This is a genomic window from Rhizobium sp. YTU87027 (genome assembly GCF_050644135.1).
GTDB lineage: Bacteria > Pseudomonadota > Alphaproteobacteria > Rhizobiales > Rhizobiaceae > Rhizobium.
In genome coordinates this window covers 1,925,108-1,941,646 of the sequence record NZ_CP098441.1, presented here as the reverse complement: position 1 = coordinate 1,941,646, position 16,539 = coordinate 1,925,108, and the positions used below count along the sequence as shown (strand labels likewise).

Sequence of the window (16,539 nt, the reverse complement as noted above, 5' to 3'; positions counted from 1 at the left end):
CGAACCGCGATTATTGACACGTCTACGGCATTGACGGGCGACGTGGCGATTGCGCAGTTAGCGGCAAAGGCATCGCGAGCAGGAATGAGCAAATCTTTGTGAACCCGCTTCCGTCCTCGAAAGTCACATGCCAATACAGGTGCCGTCATGAAGTTCGTCGCCGCCTGTCAACGCTTGCTTTGCGTGTTTGCAGTGCTCGGAGTCATTCTTGGCCCCGTAAGCATCAGCACGGCTGAAACCGCGATGGCATCCTCGGCCGGTGTCGCGATGGCGGGCATGGACATGTCGTCTGTTCCTGACGAGGTAGCTTCAACGAACGATGACATGCCGTGTTGCCCGAAGGCGAAAACGGTCACGCCGGGCTGTACAAAAGATTGTCCACTCGCGCTTGTTTGCTCATCGATGATCTTGGTCCACCCGTCTTATTCCGCCGGGATGCCCATTGCATTTCCGTGGACATTGGCATTCCAGGTTCTTCACGATGCGAGCCTGACCTCAGCCCTCGTTGAACCTCCCGCCCGACCTCCAAGGGCTTGATTGCGTCTAGCAAATTTAAACGCTGATCCTCCGTCACTCTGCGGTTGCTCGGCAGATTTTGTTCACGGCGAGGCTTATCATGCCCGCCCCCAAAGAGATGTAATCAAATGAAGAAACCCAACGCTTTTGCGCGAGTGCTGCTCGCCGCCACCACCCTTGCATCGATCTCGGTAGCAAACGCTGAACCCACCATCCGCAGTGCCTGCAAATAGCTACGGCTATAAACCGCGTGTGCGCCCGAACGTACGCAAGAAGAGGTTGATCGAGACGGCGACCTTGTCGATATCGGGTACGTCCTGGGAATAACGGCCGGTGTAGAGCTTTACGATCAGTTTGTCGCGTGCTTGCCCGTCCAGTTCGAAATGAAGATGCAGATAATAGGCCAGCTTGTCGCCGGTGCGGCTTATGCTTCTGCGTCGCTGGGTGACCTGCCGTAGTTCGGCGTTGAACGGCTGAAAGCCATCAAGCGACAGTGTCACGTCTTTCGATTGCAAGCGGGTTCCTGCCGGGACGGTCACCACAGCCTTGTCCAACGCGAGACTGACGACGCGACCGGAAATGCCGTCCACATCTGCCGCCTCGTCAATCTTGAAGGCGTGGAACAAGCGTCGGGGCTTTTCGAAGCAGATCAGGGATGCAATGGCGAGCACGACAATGTTGATCCCCGACCAGCAAGCTGCGACCGGCGAGAACTCCCCTGTGATGTGAGACGTCTCCGGCACGACGTTGACGAGCAAGCCAAGTGCAGTGATCGTGGTCAAGCTGGCGATCCAGGCGAAAGTATATCTGTCAAATCCACCAGCTTCATTGCCGCTACCCTTTGGTGTGACCCTGAACGGCTTGTCGAACGGCCGCAGCAGGCTGGAAACGACGGTCGGCAGCATGCGAAACGTGGCGAAGGCGCCGACCGCGCTTGAGATCAACGGCAAGTATCGTGTCGGTGTTATCCAGAGCATCAGGAGAAAATAGGCGGTCAGCAGCGGCACCTGGTGGGACACGTAGTCGGCGGCACTCGTGAAATAGAGCGGCAGCACGCCGAACCATAGATAGACTATCGGAACGACCAATATGGTGAAGCGGACCAGATATTGTACCAGCCATGAAACAGGCAGGAACATCACCCGCTGAAAGAGCGACAGACCCGGTCCGCGCAAGGGGCCGTTGCGCAGATAAAGTGTTTGAATGCCGCCCTGGCACCAGCGCTCGCGCTGCACGAAGTAGCCAGCCAGATTCTCCGCCGCCAACCCCATCGACAGTCGCTCGTTCAAATAGCGTGTCTTGTAACCCCTGTTGAGCATGGCAAGCGTAGTCAACAGGTCTTCGGTGATGGACTCGGTTGGAAAGCCGCCGATCGCGTCGATTGCCTTGCGTCGCGCAATCGAACAGGATCCGCAACAGAAGCTGACGTCCCAGACGTCTCTGCTTGGCGCGATCTCGTCAAAGAACAATCGCTGCTCATCCGGCCAGATGTTTTCCAGACCGAGGTTCGACTGGACGGGATCGGTATTGAAGAAATGCTGCGGCGTTTGGACAATGCCGATGCTTTCATCGGAAAAGAAGGGAAGCGTCCGGCGCAGGAAATGCCGGTAGGGCACGAAGTCCGCATCAAAGATTGCTACAAAGTCGCCCGAGCTCACCTTCAGACCGTTGTTCATGTTGCCCGCTTTTGCATGGCTGTTGTCGGGTCTGGTGACGTGGATTGCTCCTCTTGCTTCACAATAGGCCTTGAGCCAGTCGCGACGCTGATCATCGAGAACAAAAACCTTTAGCTTATCGGCCGGATAGTCGAGCGACAGGGCTCCGACGATGGTTCTTTCCAGGACGTCGAGCGGTTCGTTGTAGGTCGGGATGAATATGTCGACCGTTGGGAGCTGGTCTTCCTTGCGGTCGAAAAAGGCCAGCGCGAGCCTGTCAGCTTCGGCGCTGCGATCGACGCTTCGGCTCATCAATATCAAAAACAGCGCGACCTCGAAAACGGCCAGAATTTCGACGATGAACAGGAACCAGACCCAATAAAAACCTGGGCCATCGTTCGGAAACGGAAGCACTGTTTCCACAAATCGCCAGATCATATAGCGCAGTGCGACCGCGGCTACGAAGGTGCAGGTAACGGCGCGAGCCCAGGTGCGCGAACGCGACCAATTGAAGGGGCCGAGAAAAAAGAAGGCAAGGACAAGAAAGGTCGGCGCCAGCGCTACGAGATACTGAACCACAGGCTTTCAATCCATTTCTTGAAACCGACATCGTGCTTGGACAGGCGCACCTGCACCGAGCGCCCAACCTGACAGAAATTTGCAAAGTCGGTATTGAGTGTCGAGGGGGCAAGACTGAGCCGGATACGAGCGCTGCGCGCAGTCGTCACAGGCTGATTGGCCGCAAAGGCGTCTTTCTCGATGATGGCAGAACTGCCCCGTACAGACAGGACTGCGGCTTTGAAGGCGTCGCCGCGCCCGAAAAGGCGCACCTCGGCGGCCCGGCCAACGTAAACATCGTCATAGTCGACCTCCGGAACGAGAATATCCACGAACAACTCGCGGCAATCGAGGACACGCATCAGCTCGTTATTCAAAAGAACATTCGAGCCGTTCACGATGTTGCTGCTCCACACGACTCCATCGAACGGAGCGGAAACGGTTGCCGACGCCAGGCTGTCAACGCGATTGCTTTCTTCGGCGATCTGCTTTTCGACCTCGATTGCGCGCGTTTCGTTTTCCGCTATGCGCGTGTTGAGATCGTTGATGCGAACGAGCACTTCGTCCTCACGCTGCCTTGAATAGGGGACATCGTTTTGTCCGTCGCCGATAAAGATACCTTGCCGGACAGCATCGAGCTTCTGTTGCAGTTGCTCCACTGTCAGATTGCTGATCTCGACTTCCCCGCCTGTGGCTGCGCCCGCCGCCCGGGCCGAATCGACGAGCTTTTTCGTCAAAATACCCTTCTGCTCGAGCGTCAGCCGCCGGTCGAGATCGACTTGCGCGACAAGATCCTGTGCCTGGGAAACCTCGACCCGCTTGCGCAAGATTTCGACTTCGCGTTCCAGATTGGCGACTGTCGTCTTCCTATAGACTTCCAATCGCGTCGACAGTTGCTGGCGAAGCGCAATCATCTCGTCGCGCTCACGCCTCAGCGCCGCAGCACGCTCAAGAGCGGCATTGTGTTCGGCCTGGAGCGAGGCGAGAGTTGCGCGATTGACCCGCGCATTGACAATCCTTAGGAGGGGTTGTCCTTCGACGACCGGGACGCCCACTCTTGACGGCGCTTCTGCAATCGCGCCGTCAATCGGCGCATTGACGGTGGCAAAACGCGCGTTGACCGTCCCATCAAGGCTGGTGACCCCCGTCAGGCCAGGTAAAAAGACGATCACGGCAAGCACCAGCAGCACGAGCCCGATCGTGATGCGAATTAGGCGATGGTTCCATATCATTTTGATATCCGACCTCGGCAGCGACGAAGGACCAACCAATTTTTGCTTCAACAGTATAAGCTCTCAGTTAGGACGAGCAAAATTTCCGACAAGGGATGGTAGTAAATTTGGCCTCTGCTACTGGCTTTGCGATCGGTGCGAGCTCGGGTCCTCGGCGGCTTGCGCGACGATTGCGGCCTTCTTGACATGGATCTGGATGCTGCTTCCACAGGAAATGATCGTTGGCCGCGAGCCTCATTTCGGGAGCGATATCGGTGAGCTTGCATGCCATGGCGGGCGAAAGACGTGTCCATGCCGAGAAGCCTTGATGCGCCTGAGATCGCGGCTTGCGCCGCCTGTATCATAACCCAGAAAAATGTCGGCCTGTCGGCTCAGATATGTTCGAGCCGCTCCCGGGCGCAGCATCGGACTAAAGTCTGACGGCGTGCCGGGGGTCACAGTTTGGCCCGATTTCGCCGGAATTTTCGTCCCTGCGTCGATACTTCAGTTTGTCCCGTCCGGGACGGAACAATCAGCAGCAAGCACTGGCTGCAAGAATGCCATCGGGAAATGCTCTTGCAAGGAGCGCGCCCGAATAGGCTGAGGGGATCCATGTCTCTTGCTCGTGACCGGCAACTGGACGGACTTCGGACTATCGCCGTCTCAATGGTTCTCTACCATCATTTCTTCGCTGTCGATGGATCGGTTCTAGGGCATCTCGGCGTTCGTCTGTTCTTCGTCCTCAGCGGCCTCCTGATAACGCGGCTCCTCCTGGATGCGCGTTCCTCCGTCGGCTATCAGCCGGGCGTTGCGTTCAAAGCGTTCTACATCCGCCGTGCATTGCGCATATTTCCGCCCTACTTCGCGATGCTGGGCTTCATCTGGTTCGTCAATCTCGAAGGAGCACGCGGCAGCCTGAAGTGGCACGCGCTCTATCTCTCGAACTACTGGTACGCTCTTCGCAACGAGTGGACCCCCTGGTTGTTGTGTCATACCTGGAGTTTGAGCATCGAGGAGCAGTTTTATATCGCCTGGCCGCTCATCATCCTTTTGGCTCCTCGCCGGTTGATCGCACCGATCTGCGTTGCCGTCATTGCGTTCTCGCTGGCCTATCGCTTCTATTGGCCATTGACCGGCACACCAGCTCTCGCCCGTGACCTTCTTCCACCAGCGTCGGTGGATGCGCTCGTGGCCGGCTCCCTTCTCGCGGTTTATCGAAGAAGAACTGAGCTCTGGTCCCCATGGATCGCACTCAGCGTTGCCCCTTTGACGGTCGCCTCCGTCATCGCCCTGTGGCTGAAGTCGGTGCCGATGACACCAGCCCTTGATTGGTTGACGTGGATTGGCGCGGAGGTTTTCCCACTCATACCACTCGTCGTGCTGGTCGGATGCTGTTCCTCTGGCCTGCGCGGACCGTTCGGCCGTTTCCTGGAACGCCCGTCGATGACCGCCGTCGGACGTATGAGTTACGGCGTTTACCTCTTTCATCCCATAGTGCTGTCACTGGTCGTCAAAACTCAGACATGGATCCCGATCAACGTCTCGGAGCAGGGGCCCGGTCGTTTCGTGATTGCGACCACGGCAACATTGATGCTGGCGTCGATTTCCTGGCTGGCCTTCGAAAGGCCGCTCAACCAACTCAAGCGCTACTTCCCCTATGTCAGCCCCGCAAGGGCTCACGCATCAGCGCCGATCCAACCGAAGGAGGCCGACGAGCGGAAGTATGATGCTTCAGCCTTTCGCCCAAGCTATGCCAGCCACGATGAACGAGGCAGCTGAACGATGTCTATGCCGCTGATCTCCGTCGTATTGCCGGTCTATAATGGCGAACCCCATGTTGGCGCCGCGCTCGAGAGCATTCTGCGCCAGGACTACGGGCGCTTTGAAATCATCGCGCTTGACGACGGGTCGACCGATGGCTCGCTGGAGATCCTCCAGCAGTATCGCACTGCCGATAATCGCATCCGTATCGTCTCACGGGAAAATCGTGGACTGATTGCGACCTTGAACGAGGGCATCGCCCTGGCGAACGGCGATCTTGTCGCCAGAATGGACGCGGACGATATTTCCTACCCCTCCCGCTTCTCGCGGCAGGTCGCGCTCTTTGCAAAGCAGCCCCAGCTTGCAATCTGCGGCACCGGCATCGACCAGCTTCTCGGCAATCGCGTGGTCCGAGGCCGGCCAAATCCGATCTATCAGACAGGTGACTGGCACATATTGTCGATGTTCTTCACCATCTTCCTGCACTCGACGGTGATGTATAACCGCAAGGTCATTCCTGAAGACATGCTGGTGTATGACGCAGGCTATGTTCATGCCGAGGATTTCGATCTCTTCGGACGCATTGCGCGACAATTCCCGGCGGCGATGATCGACGAAAGCCTGGTTGCCTATCGCATTCACAGCGACAGCGTCTCAAGCAGGCACAAGCGGCAGATGCGCCAGACCCACCTGAAGATCGTCGCCGAGAATCTCGAACGGCAGTCTCTTTGCGACGATCCCGGCGCCCTTCATGCCATTGGCGTGGCAGTGACCCCGGAGACGGTGCGCCGCGCTGCCAATTGCATTCTCGTGATCGAAAGAAAAATCGCCGAGCAGGCAGGCCGGGCATCCTTGAGCTATGCGCACGGAACCTTGTGTTTCTTCTATTTCCTGTATCAGCTGATCATTGACGAGCAGGAGCCGGAACTCACACATGCCTTTCTGACGCTGACGGGAAAGTGGCAGCTCATCCGGCGTCGGGAACGATATGGCCTTCGCTCCGCCGCTTATGCGCCATGGCTGTGCCGCTTTTCAGCCGGTGCGACCCGGCATATGGATCTCATGGCGCGCTACTATCAGTCGGTGCCAGCCAGAAGCGTGGCGCCGCTTCAGGGGCTCGCATGATGTCCGGGCAGTACCATGAATTCGCGCCTGCACGCGCCTATCGCTCATTGAGGTCACGGCCGCCATGCTAGAATTCCTCGCCTTGAGTTTTCGGCTATTGCATCAGGCACTGGGTCGGCGGATAGGCCTGCTTGCGGTTGTCGTCATTTTGGGACTGAGCACGGCTGTCCTCGAAGGCACCGGCATCGGCCTCATTATCCCAATGCTCGGCATTATTGCGGGCAAGGGTGAGCCATCGGCAATGGCTGGCCTTTCGGCCCTCTTCCAGCAAGTTGGCGCCGGATTGGACGACCGGACAAGGCTGATTGCGATCGCCGCCGCGATCCTCGGGTTGATCACGCTCAAGAATGTGCTGGCGTTCGCCAACGCCGTGCTCACCAATATGATCTATGGTCGAGCCGGTCATGCCATGCGAAGCGCTCTTGCCAACCAGCTTTTGACGATCGGCTTCCCCTTCTTCCTTCAGGAAAGCCCGGGGCGGCTGCTCAATATCATCTCCAACGAATCCTGGCGGGCTTCGGATGCAATACAGACGACCCTTGCGACGATCGTGAACGCATCGGCCGTCATCATTTTGCTCGCCTTTCTCTTGTTTCTATCATGGCAGATGACAGTTGGGGTTGCTCTCGGGCTCGCGTTGATCCAGGCGCTTCACGCACTGCTCTCGGCCAGCCTCAAGGGCCCGAGCCGCAATGTCACGTCGTTCAACAGTCAACTCGCTGCCAGGATGCTTCATCTCGTGCATGCCGGGCGGCTCATCCGCGCGTTCGGACAAGAACCGCGCGAGAAGGCAATGTTCGATTCTTCTTCTGATGCGGTCAGAAAGGCGGGCTTGGTTCTGCAGTCCCGCCAGGCCGTATTGCCGCCGCTGACGGAAGTTCTGCATTCCGGTCTCTTCCTGACGGTCGTCGTCAGCGCCTGGCTCTGGGGCGTGAGTTTTCCGATTATCGTGGCTTTCGTCGTCTTGCTTTATCGGCTGCAACCACATGTGCGTGCACTGCAAATGGCATGGAGTGCCGTACAGGGCTGGAGCGGTGCTCTGGAAGAGGTCCGATGGCTCCTGGATTCGTCTGATAAGCCAAAGCCGCCTGAGGGCGAGCGTCCGGTCCAGGGGCTCCGTCAGCAGATAAAATTTGAGGGCGTGACCTTCAAGTATCCAGGCTCAGGCTCGCGACCCGTCGTGTTAAGCGCCGCGACCTTCGACATTCGCAAAGGGCGTTCGACGGCAATCGTCGGGCGATCGGGAGCTGGAAAAACCACGATCGTCAATCTGCTGTGTCGGTTTGTCGAGCCTGATGGGGGCAGCATCCTGGTCGACGACCTCCCACTCGATCAAATCGATCCGAACCAGTGGCGACGGCAGATTGCGCTTGCCAGCCAGGACCTTGAGCTGATCGACGGTACTATTTTCGAAAACATTACCTATGGCCACAGCGCTTCGCTCGACGAGGCCAGGAAAGCTGCCAAGCTTGCCGAGGCGCACGAGTTCATCGACAAGCTACCGGACGGATACGAAACCGTCGTCGGCTACCGGGGAGCCACGGTTTCGGCTGGCCAGCGACAGCGCATCGCGCTTGCAAGGGCCCTGGTGCGCGACCCGGAAATCCTCATTTTGGACGAGGCGACGAATGCCATGGACGGATTGTCCGAGGCAGCAATCGTCGAAACCTTGAAATCAAGAGCCGGTCGCCGCACGACAATTGTCATCAGCCATCACCGCAGCACTATCTCGTTCTGCGACGAAGTGGTCGTGGTTCATGGCGGACGCGTCAAGAACCAGACGCCTTTTGCAGAGATCGCGACATTGAGCATGGACCAGCTCTACGAGCTTTCTTCTTAGGGCTGTAAAAGCTGTCGAACGGCTAAAAGGAACCCCAAGGCCGCTGCGAGCCACGTTCCTATTTCAATCGGTCCTGCGCTTTGAAGTCGAAGCATCGCACAGTGCCGCTAAGAAACGCGGCTCTTCCTGTTCACGTGCTCAAGCAGTGCGAGCAGACCCTTGAGGATGTCCGTGGGAGTGGGTGGGCAGCCCGGAATATGGAGGTCCACCGGCACAACCTTCGAAACGCCGCCGAGGACGGCATAGCTGCCGGCAAAGCAGCCGCCATCGTGGGCGCAACCGCCGAGTGCGATCACCCATTTGGGAGCGGGCGTGGCATGATAGGTTCGCAGCAGTGCCTCCTCCATGTTCTTCGTCACCGGCCCCGTCACCATCAGGACGTCGGCATGGCGGGGGGAGGCAACGAAACGGACACCGAAACGCTCGACATCATAGAAGGCATTGCTGAGCGCGTGCATTTCGAGTTCGCAACCGTTGCAGGAGCCGGCATCGACGGCACGGATCGACAGGCTGTGGCCGAGCCGCCAGTGGGCCGCCTTGTCGATTGAGGTTGCGAGTTCGGCCATCGCTGCGTCGGAGACGAGCGGAGGCGGCTCGGTTAGCGGCGGTCGGATCAGACTTCCAAAAAGGAGCTTGCGCATGATGGCCTGCCTTCAAAGATCGTGACCGGAATAGGAGCAGTTGAACGATTTGTTGCAGAGGGGGAAATCGGCGACGATATTCCCCTCGATGGCAGCCTCCAGCAGCGGCCACTGGAACCAGGAGGGATCGCGCAGATGGCAGCGTTCTATCCTGTGTCCGCAAAGGCGAAGCCAGATCAGCACGTCGCCGCGAAAACCTTCCACGACAGCCATGCCTTCCTGTGCCTCGGCGCTCTCCGGAACCCCAATCCGCACTGGCCCTGCCGGGAGCCGGTCCAAGATCTGAGCGACCAGCGACAGACTGTTCTCCACCTCGCGAATGCGGATCCAGATACGCGCATTCACGTCTCCCTCGCTGAATACCGGCACGTCGAAGGCAAGTTCGTCATAGGGCGAATAGGGCAAGATGCGCCGCGCGTCGAAATCGCGGCCGGATGCGCGCCCCACATGACCGCCTGCACCATATTGGCGGGCAAGCTCGGCAACGACGCGCCCTGTCCCGACGGTCCGGTCCTGCAGTGAGGCGGTATTGTCGTAAAGTTCCACCAAAGCCGGAAACATGCGGCGAATATCCGCCACCAAGCCGCGCAGGGCAGAAATCCCGTTGTCTTCGAGATCGACGGCAACGCCGCCGGGGACGATGCGATCACGCATCAGTCGGTGTCCGAAGGCAAGGTCTGCTGCCCGCAGCACCCGCTCACGCAACACAGCGCAATGGGCCAGCATCAGCGAGAAGGCCGCGTCGTTGCAGATGGCGCCGATATCGCCGAGATGGTTGGCGAGCCGTTCGAGTTCGGCCATCAGCGCCCGCAGCCAGACGGCACGGGAGGGGATTTCCATCCCAAGCGCGGCTTCCACTGCTCGTGAGAACGCATAGGCATAGGCGATCGTGCTGTCTCCGGATGTCCGGCCCGCGAGCTGGGCCGCCTTGGCGAATTCAACGCCTGCGATCAGCGTCTCGATCCCCTTGTGCACGTAGCCCAGCCGCTCTTCGAGGCGCACGACAGTCTCCCCATTGGCCGTGAACCGGAAATGTCCCGGTTCGATGATACCGGCGTGGACGGGGCCAACCGGAATCTGATGCAGGCTTTCTCCCGTAACCGGCAGAAACTCGTAACGAACGGCCTTCGAAGGTCGAGATAGTGACTGACTAAGCGGAAAGCGACTTTCCCAGCGCCCATGGTCGAGCCAGGGCCGGGTGTCCGGCAGGCCCTGCGGTTCGAGGCCGGTTAGATCGCGGATCGTGCGCTCCAATCGAAGCGCCGGGGGATGATATCCCGCAACAGAGGGATAGGTGCCCTGCAGCTCCTTGAGGCTTACAACGCCAAGCGAGCTATCGGACGCATCGAGCAGCGCCATATGGACGGCATCCTGCTCGCCCCAGAGGCCGAGCAGGGTCAGGCGCCCGTCGCGAAGCGCCTCGGCCACGGAAATCCACGCGGGCACGTCGACGACCACGCGCGGCCAGGGGCGGTGTGCCGGGACGAACTGGCCTTCCTTGATGACATCGCTCAGCATCGGCATGGTCGATCTCCCAATCATCGCAGAAGGTTGGCGATATGCTGGAACCAGGCAACCAGCGGCGGCGGCAGGTAGATGCCGGCGCCGAGCACCAGCGCCAGATGCGCGTACATCGGAATATAGGATGCCTCGCCCACAGCAAAGCTGCCACGCGGTTGGCCGAAGGCCACGCCCGTTAGCCGCAGAAGCAGGGCGCCGAATGCCACCAGCAACCCGAAAACAAGCGGAATTGCGAGCAGCGGATGCGTGGCGAAGGTGGAGCTGACGATCAAAAACTCGCTCATGAAGATGCCCATTGGCGGCAGGCCGGCAATGGCGACGACGCCGGCCAGCAATCCCCAGCCCAGGCCCGGATGCGTCTCCGTCAAGCCACGGATAGCGGAGAGCCTTTGGGTTCCCTTGATCTGGGCAACATGGCCGACGGCAAAAAAGATGGCCGACTTGGTGAGCGAGTGCATGACCATGTGCAACAGCCCGGCAAAATTGGCGAGCGGCCCGCCGAGGCCGAAGGCGAAGACGATGATGCCCATGTGCTCGATCGAGGAATAGGCAAACAGGCGTTTGATGTCGCGGCGGCGGTAGAGCATGAAGGCCGCAAAGATCAGGGACGTGAGGCCCATTGTCATCATCAATGGCCCGGCGGCGATCGCTTCGGGACTGGCCGAAAGCAAAATCTTGAAGCGCAGGACGGCATAGAGCGCGACGTTCAGCAAAAGTCCGGAAAGCACCGCCGAGATCGGCGTCGGCCCCTCGGCATGCGCATCGGGCAGCCAGGCATGCAGCGGGGCAAGGCCGACCTTGGTGCCATAGCCGAGCAACAGGAAAACGAAGGCGACGTTGAGAAGCGCCGGATCGAAGGCGGCGGCATGCTCGACCAGAATGGTCCAGACCATGGCGTCATAACCTTCGCCGACGACGGGCTGTGCGGCGAGATAGACGAGAATGGTGCCGAAGAGCGCGAAGGCGATACCGACACTTCCGAGGATGAAATATTTCCAGGCCGCTTCGAGCGCTTCGTGTGTGCGATAGATGCCGACCATCAGTACCGTCGTCAGCGTTGCAAGCTCGACCGCAACCCACATCAGCCCGATATTGTTCGAGATGAAGGCGAGGTTCATGCCGAACATCATGATCTGGTACATGGCATGATAGAAACGCAGGTTCGCTGGCGTCAGCCGACCGGTTTCGAGTTCGTGTGCGATATAGCTTGCGCTGAATATGCTGGTGGTGAACCCGACGAATGCGTTGAGGACGATAAAGACGACGTTGAGATCGTCGACGAGCAGGTATTGTCCGGGCTCGCGCCGCTCGGTGACGAACAGCGACATAGCGGCGAGCAACGTCAAAGCGCTTGCAAGCACATTGAGCCGTGCGGTGATCCTGTAGCCGGGCAAAAGAGCCAGGAGCGCCGCTGCCACGACGGGGATCAGGAGGACCGCCGCCACCGCATCGAAGGCGAACGAAAGGGATGGCGCGTTCACTTCCGCCGCCTCCCCCGGAAATCGTCGAGTGCTCTGACATCGACGGTATCGAACCGTTCGCGAATGCGAAACAGGAAGACGCCGATGACGATGAAGGCGATCAGGATCGAGAAGGCGACGCTGATCTCGACAACAAGCGGCATGCCCTTGGCGCCGGTTGCGGCAAGCACCAGCCCATTTTCGAGCGACATGAAGCCGACGACCTGGCTGACCGCATTGCGGCGCGTGACCATGATCAGCAGTCCGAGGAGCAGAACAGAAAGGGCGAAGGCGAGATCTTCGCGGGCAAGCGGATTGGCCTGGGGCGTGATGCGCAGCATTACCACGATCGAAAGCGCGACGAGACCGATGCCGGCCAGCATGGTGGAACCGATCCCGACGACCGTCTCGATCTCGCGATGGATGCCGAGTTGGCGGATCATGTGGTGGAGCACCACCGGGATGATGATGGCCTTGAAGATGAGGGCTATGGCCGCGGTCACGTAGAGGTGCGGCGCATCCTGCACGAAGGCCTGCCAGGCGACCGACAGCGTCAGCACCAGCGAGTGCAGCGCGAACATGTTGAGCAGGGCGTAGAGACGATCCTGGTAAAGCATCATCATGCTCACGAGCACGAGCCCGCCGGCGAGCATGTGCGCGATGTCGAAGACCGGATCGTTCATCACAGGCTCCTCGAAACGAACCGCAGGAGGGTGGCAAGCAGGGCCAGCATGAGGGCCGCGCCCAGGAATTCCGGCACGCGAAAGACCCGCATCTTGGCGACCGAGGTCTCGAACAGGGCAAGAAGCGCGCCTGCGACCGCGAGCTTGGCGAGATAGGCGATGAACGCCGTCAGGTAGGCGGCCGGCCCCGCTTCCGGGGCTGCAAGCTTCCACGGCACGAATATGCAGGCGATCAGCGAAATGTGGAGGAGCAGCTTGAGCGAGGCTGCCAATTCGATCATTGCCAGGTGCCGCCCGGAATACTCAAGCACCATCGCCTCATGCACCATGGTCAGTTCCAGGTGGGTCGCCGGATTGTCGACCGGAATACGGGCGTTTTCGGCAAGCGCCACCATGACGAGGGCAACGAGCGCAATGGCAAGGGACACCCGCAAACCCACCGCAGGTGAGCTCATGAACGCGGCGATCGTCGAAAGCTGTGTCGAGCCGGCAACGAGCGCCAGCGCGAAGATGATGAGCAGCATCGAAGGTTCGGCAAGCGTTGCGATCATCGCCTCGCGGCTTGAGCCGATGCCGCCGAAGCTGGTGCCGACATCCATGCCGGCGAGCGCCAAAAAGAAGCGGGCGCTGCCCAAAAGGGCGATGATCGCGATCAGGTCGGCGGTCCAACTGAAGATCAGGCCGGTCGCGAATGTCGGGACAACGGCAGCCGCCACCCAGGTCGAGGCGAAGATCAGGTAAGGCGCCACCCTGAACAGCCAGGACGCGTTATGCGCGACCACGGCCTCCTTGCGAAGCAGCCGCAAGAGATCGCGATAGGGTTGGATCAGTGAAGGGCCTTGCCGGCGCAACAGCCGCGCCTTGACCTTGCGAATGAGACCGGTCAGCAGCGGCGCCAGCAGTACGACAAGCGCCATTTGGCAAGCCTGAGCGACAAGAGCGGAGATCATGACCATAGCGCCAGCACCAGAAGCAGGAAAACAAGCGCGAGGAAGACGAGGCTGAGATAGCGCCGGATCGAGAGGAATTGCAGGCGGTTGAGCTTTTCGGCGGCAAATCCGACGGCGCCTGTGATCGGCACATAGAGCCCCTCCCAGACGAGGTCCTGTTGCTCGACGGAAAAGCTGGCTGGTCTGAGATCGCCCGGAGCCGGCATATCGACCCGCTCGCGGGCACGCATGGCGAGCGTGCCGAAGACGCGCCGGACAGGCTGGGCAAAACTGCCCGCGGTATATTGTGTCGAGGGGCTGCTTTCGGGAAAGCCGCAGTCCCAGGCAGCGGAACGACGAAGCGTCCGCGAAGCGTAGCGGTGGACGATAAAGGTCGTCGCAAAGGCCGAGACGGCGATGAACAGGAAGACCAGCAGGCCGTTATAGGAACTGCGGCTTTCGGCGATCGGTATGATCGACAGCCACGGGATGTCCAGCTGCGGTGGCATCCGATCGCCGACCAGGGAAAACACGACGGGCGACACGCCATCGATGACCACCCCCGGCAGGATGCCGGAAAAGAGGCACAGACCCGCAAGCATGCACATCGCGCCAAGCGAGAAACGATCCACTTCCGCAACGTCGCCTGCGGCAGCTGTGCGCGGGCGGCCGAGAAACGTGATGCCGAAAGCCTTGATGAAAGAGGCTGCGGCGAGCGCTGCCGACAGGGCCAGTAGACCGCCCACCGCCGGCACACCGATCTTCAGCGCCCATTGCGGCAGATCGGGGCTCTGCAGAATGGCCTGGAAGACCAACCATTCCGAAGCGAATCCATTGAACGGTGGAAGGGCGGAAATCGCAACGCAACCGACAAGAAAGGCAAAAGAGGTGATGGGCATGTGGTGGATGAGGCCGCCGAGCCTGTCCATGTCGCGCTCGCCGGTTGCCGTCAAAACGGCGCCGGCCCCGAAAAACAGAAGGCTCTTGAAGAACGAATGGTTAAGGACATGGAACAGCGCTGCAGTCATGGCCAGTGCGGCGGCCAGGCCCATGCCGTTTGCCTTGAATGCCAGCGCCAGCCCAAGGCTAACGAAGATCACACCGATATTCTCGATTGTGCTGTAGGCGAGCAGGCGTTTGAGGTCGCGTTCCATCAAGGCATGCAGAATGCCGAACGCCGCCGTGGCTGCGCCCAGCACGAGGACGATGAGCCCCGACCACCACATCGGCGTACCGAGGAGATCGAAGGTGACGCGGATGAAGCCATAGATCGCAATCTTGGTCATGACGCCGCTCATCAATGCCGAGACATGGCTCGGCGCGGCAGGGTGAGCCAGAGGCAACCAGACGTGCAAGGGCACTAGCCCCGCCTTGGAGCCCGCACCGAGCAGCAAAAGGATAAGGACGAGGCCTGTTGTCAACGGCGCCTGTTCGCTCGTGCGAATCGTGGCAAAACTGTAGCCGCCGTCGGGCCCGGCAAGCAGACCGAAGGCAAGCAGCAAAGCCAGCGTTCCGAAGCTTGCCATGACGATATAGAGATAACCGGCCCTGCGATTGTCGGCATTGCGGTGGTGCGCCATTACCAATGCCCATGAGGCAAGCGACATGAATTCCCATGAAATCAGGAACGTGAAGGCATCGTCGGCCAAGAGGACGAGATTCATGCCGGCGATGAAGGCCGGGAAGAACGGCAGCACGCGGTGTGGCGCCTGTTCGTGCCGGCCGTAACCGAGGCCGTAGAAGCTGGACAGCAGACCGGCGAGATTGACCACGAGAAGAAAGAAGGACGAGAGCGCGTCGAGCCGGAAATGGGCGCCGAGCCACGGCAGGCCAATGGGAAGGACGAGGGTCGGAGTGTCAACGAAAGAGGTCGCGAGGTGTATCAGGCTGGTTGCGAAAGCAACGGCCGAGGCAGTGAGGCTCAGACCGTAGATTGCCGGGGTGGCTCGGTACGACCGGCCCATCAAAACCCCGAGCGCCCCGGTCACCAGAAACATGCCAATGCATGACAGGATGACCGGGAGGAATGTCATGAACGCGACCTAGCCCTGCCTTCGGGGGCGGGTGATGTTGCCGTCCCGTATTCGGGCGGTTTGGCTCTCGCTTTCAGCCGGACCCCCCGTCCGCCGTCCTTGCTGGCGGCCCCTTCATTGATGAGTTCGATCCCGGCACCATCCAGAGCTGCTAGCAACCGCATTAGCGAGTCGACGTTGCCGCGAACGACGTCAACACTTGCTTCCATACGCTGGATCGTCGGAACCGATATTCCCGCCAGCTCGGCCAGCTGGCGCTGATCGATGCCAAGGAGGGCCCTTGCGGCCCGCATCTGAGCCGCCGTGATCACGATTGAACGATCGCCTATCTTGCATGAGCCCTGATATCTTCAGCATACAATACAATTAGTGATGTCTCAAATGGCAATCTTGATGCACTCGGTTGAAATCCCTGCCACTGATTTCGTCCTTACCAAAGCACGAGCGGTGCTCGACGCCCACCAGATCGGAGATGAGGTCTCCTGTGACCCGACGCCACGGACGGGTTGCGAGCGCTGATCTGGTCGAAAGCGACTACCCACGCGGCGCTACTCCTTGGCCCAAGAAGATCATTACGTCGTCGATCTGACGCCTATACTCCACGTT

12 protein-coding genes are annotated in these 16,539 nt (G+C 59.7%); 3 read left to right on the top strand and 9 right to left on the bottom strand.

Features of this window, described 5'->3' with window-relative positions; all coding sequences use genetic code 11:
• Positions 1-755: 755 nt before the first annotated feature.
• Together NBG89_RS28130 and NBG89_RS28125 are read right to left on the bottom strand one after the other, a co-directional pair.
• Entirely contained in the window at positions 756-2,750 is a 1,995-nt protein-coding gene (locus NBG89_RS28130) for a glycosyltransferase (protein ID WP_431323559.1), read from the bottom strand.
• Positions 2,732-3,961: an HlyD family secretion protein gene (locus tag NBG89_RS28125; protein WP_431323558.1), complete on the bottom strand. Its 1,230-nt coding sequence runs from the start codon at positions 3,959-3,961 to the stop codon at positions 2,732-2,734. Before NBG89_RS28125 ends, NBG89_RS28130 begins: the two co-directional genes overlap by 19 nt.
• A 591-nt stretch (positions 3,962-4,552) precedes the next feature.
• Between NBG89_RS28125 and NBG89_RS28120 the strand changes: the two genes are divergently transcribed.
• The 3 genes from NBG89_RS28120 to NBG89_RS28110 all read left to right on the top strand — a co-directional run bounded on the left by NBG89_RS28120 (position 4,553) and on the right by NBG89_RS28110 (position 8,666).
• Positions 4,553-5,719: an acyltransferase family protein gene (locus NBG89_RS28120; RefSeq protein WP_431323557.1), complete on the top strand. Its 1,167-nt coding sequence runs from the start codon at positions 4,553-4,555 to the stop codon at positions 5,717-5,719.
• A gap of 3 nt (positions 5,720-5,722) precedes the next feature.
• On the top strand, positions 5,723-6,826 hold the full coding sequence (locus NBG89_RS28115) for a glycosyltransferase family 2 protein (protein WP_431323556.1): 1,104 nt from the start codon (positions 5,723-5,725) through the stop codon (positions 6,824-6,826).
• Positions 6,827-6,890: 64 nt separating this feature from the next.
• The gene (locus NBG89_RS28110; protein WP_431323555.1) at positions 6,891-8,666 is read left to right on the top strand and encodes an ABC transporter ATP-binding protein; all 1,776 of its coding nucleotides are present in this window, start codon (positions 6,891-6,893) and stop codon (positions 8,664-8,666) included.
• Between the two features lie 107 nt (positions 8,667-8,773).
• On the opposite strand, the gene NBG89_RS28105 is transcribed toward NBG89_RS28110, so the two are convergent.
• The 7 genes from NBG89_RS28105 to NBG89_RS28075 are packed head-to-tail and all read right to left on the bottom strand — an operon-like array spanning position 8,774 to position 16,226.
• Positions 8,774-9,307 carry an NADH-quinone oxidoreductase subunit B family protein gene (locus tag NBG89_RS28105; protein ID WP_431323554.1) on the bottom strand — a complete coding sequence of 178 codons (534 nt, stop codon included), beginning with the start codon at positions 9,305-9,307 and terminating at the stop codon, positions 8,774-8,776.
• 12 nt (positions 9,308-9,319) lie between these two features.
• Positions 9,320-10,831: an NADH-quinone oxidoreductase subunit C gene (locus NBG89_RS28100; protein ID WP_431323553.1), complete on the bottom strand. Its 1,512-nt coding sequence runs from the start codon at positions 10,829-10,831 to the stop codon at positions 9,320-9,322.
• Positions 10,832-10,845: 14 nt separating this feature from the next.
• Positions 10,846-12,309, bottom strand: a complete 1,464-nt coding sequence (locus tag NBG89_RS28095; protein ID WP_431323552.1) for a hydrogenase 4 subunit F — start codon at positions 12,307-12,309, stop codon at positions 10,846-10,848.
• Entirely contained in the window at positions 12,306-12,971 is a 666-nt protein-coding gene (locus NBG89_RS28090; RefSeq protein ID WP_431323551.1) for a hydrogenase-4 component E, read from the bottom strand. The genes NBG89_RS28095 and NBG89_RS28090 overlap by 4 nt, the downstream gene beginning before the upstream one ends.
• Positions 12,971-13,927, bottom strand: a complete 957-nt coding sequence (locus NBG89_RS28085; RefSeq protein WP_431323550.1) for a respiratory chain complex I subunit 1 family protein — start codon at positions 13,925-13,927, stop codon at positions 12,971-12,973. Before NBG89_RS28085 ends, NBG89_RS28090 begins: the two co-directional genes overlap by 1 nt.
• Positions 13,918-15,933, bottom strand: coding sequence for a hydrogenase 4 subunit B (gene hyfB / locus NBG89_RS28080; protein ID WP_431323549.1), 2,016 nt, complete (start codon positions 15,931-15,933; stop codon positions 13,918-13,920). The genes NBG89_RS28085 and hyfB overlap by 10 nt, the downstream gene beginning before the upstream one ends.
• A complete protein-coding gene (locus NBG89_RS28075; protein ID WP_431323548.1) occupies positions 15,930-16,226 on the bottom strand; it encodes a helix-turn-helix domain-containing protein in 297 nt (98 codons plus the stop codon). Before NBG89_RS28075 ends, hyfB begins: the two co-directional genes overlap by 4 nt.
• Positions 16,227-16,539: the final 313 nt, after the last annotated feature.